Origin of the sequence: Alitiscatomonas sp. (assembly GCF_037242085.1) — a bacterium.
Classification (GTDB): domain Bacteria; phylum Bacillota; class Clostridia; order Lachnospirales; family Lachnospiraceae; genus Alitiscatomonas; species Alitiscatomonas aceti.
Window position 1 is genome coordinate 1 of record NZ_JAXXBR010000011.1, and the last position, 3,769, is coordinate 3,769.

3 protein-coding genes are annotated in these 3,769 nt (G+C 46.6%); all 3 read right to left on the minus strand.

Going from position 1 to position 3,769, the window contains the following annotated elements:
- Nucleotides 1–437, minus strand: a 437-nt coding sequence (locus WIH05_RS00135) for a DUF6036 family nucleotidyltransferase (RefSeq protein WP_337424792.1), incomplete at its 3' end; no start/stop codon positions are given.
- Entirely contained in the window at nt 427–1,137 is a 711-nt protein-coding gene (locus WIH05_RS00140; RefSeq protein WP_022273798.1) for a helix-turn-helix transcriptional regulator, read from the minus strand. The genes WIH05_RS00140 and WIH05_RS00135, both read right to left, overlap by 11 nt.
- Before the next feature lie 98 nt (nt 1,138–1,235).
- A complete protein-coding gene (locus tag WIH05_RS00145; RefSeq protein ID WP_022273797.1) occupies nt 1,236–3,605 on the minus strand; it encodes a glucan-binding domain (YG repeat)-like protein in 2,370 nt (789 codons plus the stop codon).
- Between the last annotated feature and the right edge of the window lie 164 nt (nt 3,606–3,769).

Here is a 3,769-nt window from a genome sequence, read left to right on the forward strand (position 1 = left end):
AGGATCCCAATGATATCTGATAAGTCCTTCTTGTATTTCCTTCCGGAACAGAGCTTCATTGCAACAAGATATTCTGCTGATACTGTACGTACTTCCAATACATTGGAAAACTGCCTGTATTTTACAGAGTATTCCATAAGTTTCGGAGAGTAGGAGCCAGTGTGCATAAAATCGGCATTGAGCCATCCGTTCGGAAGATTAAACTTATCTCCAACACGGTTAATAACATCCTTCATCGAAGAGGCGGCCCGGATAATGGCATCCACATCGGTCGTCATATCACGAAAACCATAGTTTGCAATAATCGCGGCACCGCCAATTAATATGATTTCTGCCGGCATACTCTTTCCCATAAGACGTCGGTATTCCCTGCCAAGCTCCTTTAAATACTCATCAAGATTTTCTTTGGTAAAATAGTTTGTATTTTCAGATGACATTTCTCACCTCGTTTTCTACAATATTAAACCGCATAAATTCGGGGATAGCTTCTATTTTTGCTTTTTGCTTTGCATTTTCACTGTCTGCCACAGCTGCTTCTGCGATAACGCCTGAAGGATACAAAACATCTTGCAGGGATTGTCTGCGGAGGTCACTGTATTCCTCGCACATAGGCACTCCATTGATACGGCTGATATAATCGAGCATTGCAAGCAGATAGAAACTTTCGGGATACCATCTGCGATTATAATACTCACGGATTTTATTACTTTCCAGGGTGTCGATCATAAAATCTATGTCGCCAAGTTCTTTTAACTTATGGCAGACATTACTTTTGAACAGTTCAAAACTGCACCGTTTCTCAAGATATGGAGAAAGCAATTCCTCCATCGGAATATTCAGCTCTCTGGACAGCTTATATACAGTTTCCGCACTGCACTTTTCAAGCTGTGCTTTACCATTGATAATATCTGTCAGGGTAGTATAAGGAATGCCGCTGTTTTTAGATAATCGATACTTAGAGAGATTCCGTTTTTCCATAATTTCATTTATCATCATTAAGATCACCTGCCTTATTATTATTGTATCGGTCAACCGTGATATTGTCAATAATTTTAATACCTTTGATTTTTTTATAAAAAGGCCAGCGTGGAAAGCATTTCTGCCTTTCACGCTGGCCTTTGCCTTTGTAACGTTCATATAGCTGATGTCTGATCGTTGTTTTCAGATTTCTTCCTTATTGGACATCAGCATCTCTGTGCCTTTCTTTCCCCAAAGCCTGTGATCACTGGCTGCGTTTACTGGATCCAGGCTCCGTCCTTATCTACTTTGTAGCCATCCGGAGTCGTGGTGTCATAGGCCATGGCTCCCAGAGAGCTGTCGTTCACTTTGCTGAAATAGTACCACTTGCCGCCGATCTCATGCCAGCCGGTGAACATATAGCCCCGGTTGCCGTCCGCCTGCGGATACAGATAATACCAGTTGTTCTGCCAGTGATGCCAGCCGGTCACCATATAGCCCTCACCGTTGAAATAGTACCACTGGTAGGTGTCCTTCCAGGGCAGGTATACCCAGGAATTGGAAGGCCAGGTCCCGTCGTCGTAGCTGTACCACCAGCCCTTTTCGTTCATGACCCATTTTCCACTTTTGTAGAAGTCAGCCTTCACTCTCGCCCTTCCGGAGGAATGGGAATTTCCGCTGCTGCTTCCGCCGCCGGACGGACGGCTGGGCTTCTTCACTGCCTTCACATCAAAGGCACCCAGCTTTGTAATGGTGATCTTCACCGTTCCCTTTTCTCCATCCACGTCTGCCTTATCAACGCCCTCTACTTCATAATTATAGGAAGCGTTGCTGTAAGATGCGATAAAGTAGTCCGGGATCTCCACGGTCATGGTCACAGGAGCCGTCAGCGTTTTCCTCTCCTTACCGTTGACCAGAAGCTTTACAGAACCTCTTACCCGGGCGTTGCTGGAGGTGGCGGGCCATTCTGTCGCGTATTCAATGGTCACCTTTCCGCCGCCCTCTGCAAAATCCTCAGAGGTAAGTCCTGCTGCCGCAATGCCGCCCACAGCGTCTGAAGGCTCTGTTTCAATATTATCCGCTCCGTAGACAGCCAGATAAAGGGCCTCGTATTTTGCCACCTGGTCGGCTGTGAGCTTTGTAATATCGATTTTTGTCTTTAATGCCTCTGTCTGCATGTCAGCCGCCTGTTCCTTCTCGTCCTGGCTCATAATGTCCGCATTTGCGATGACCTTATCTGCCTGGGCCAGAGCCTCGGCTGCGTTGCTGGGGGTTGCCAGGATCACCTTTGCCTCCGTGATCTCGCCATCCCCATCGGTGGTGTAAGTCACACCGTTGAGCGTAACTGTCTTCCCCTTTACCTTGTGTCCATTTTCTGCAACTAAATAGCTTTTCCCCTGGGCATTTACCACGCCGTTTACTGCCATGGCGCCGTCTGCCCCAACCCATACCTGCTCAGTACATCCATTTCCTTCGGGACAAGTGATCCACTGGTTCTTCACCAGGGAAGCCGGATCCTCTGTCTCGTAGAAATACCATTTGCCGTTCTGCTGGTGCCAGCCGGGCTCTACCTCTTCGGGAACGATATCCTCCTTTGACAGAGGCGCTATTTCAGCCGGCTTATAGCCATCATACATAAAGTCTACTCCGGCCCATGGATCCTCTTCGTCCACATAATCCCTAAGTACCAGATTCATAAAACTATCGTATGCGCCCTGATCAAAAACACCAAGCCCAGTGGCCGAGTGGCCAAGAAGTCTAGGCATCTCTCCAGTTTTCTTCATGCCTTCAAATACATCCGCAAACGTATCGTCGGCATCTGCTTTTACCGCACATCCACCTGCGTCAATGGTATATGTATAATTGTTGGCAGTAGAACCTTTATATGTAGCCAGAGGGATCGAGGCGTCTATCCAGATACCAACATCAATTCCTAAAGTAAACTCCTCTTCCTCCCCATTCAGCTTACAGATTACTTCAATCTCATAGCTGCCGTTTTCCAGAGGCTTCTCAGCATGAAAAACACCATTCCGGCTGATCGAGAACAGCTTTTCGTATACCGGTGAATCATTAAACATCACCGACTGGATTTCCAGATCCTTTACGCCTGAATACCCCAGATCCTTCCCTGCTTTATAATTATAAATGGTCAGCTGCTTATCCGGAAGTGTTCCCGCACCATACATTCCGGTTGTATCAGAATACCATCCTCCAGTATTCTTGAAACAGAGAAAATCTCTTGAAACAGTCTGCTCCTTCTGGAGCATCCCCTTAAATACTGCATCAAACTCCAGGTCTGAATCTGCATCTATCTTCCAGCTCTGATTGTACCGTCCGTTGATTTCCAGAGGTTTTTCATTCACAGAAACTGAAAACGGAAATGCTGAAATGTATTCCTCATTGGATAATTCATAGTCGCATCCAATCGTCTTTACATCCAGAACAACTCCCTTTGGGACCTCGCTTGCTTTTCCGACCGGAAGATACGTGTCTGTCTCCCCATCATGGTAATGAACCCGTAAAATTCCCCCCTTCACATTGGGAACCGTGACCTTCACAGTCTCCGCCGCCAGGGAAGAAAATCCGGCTGCCAGCGTCATGGCTGCTGCACACACCGGCAGAAGCCATCGCTTCGTACATTTTCTCATAACCCTTCCTCCTTGTACTTATTTTGACGTAAAAATCAGAATTTCCAATTTTTACATACTATTTTAAGTATAGTCGGAAGGTTCCGGTCTATCAAGGTGTACCGGCAACTGTACCACCATCTTTCAGACCATCCCTGTATTTTCTGACGATGGCCTCCGTCTCC

What these genes read in the sequence shown, in the direction of transcription:
- WIH05_RS00140 (WP_022273798.1), bottom strand. Translation starts at nt 1,137, where the DNA reads ATGAACGTTACAAAGGCAAAGGCCAGCGTGAAAGGCAGAAATGCTTTC.
- WIH05_RS00145 (WP_022273797.1), bottom strand. Translation starts at nt 3,605, where the DNA reads ATGAGAAAATGTACGAAGCGATGGCTTCTGCCGGTGTGTGCAGCAGCC.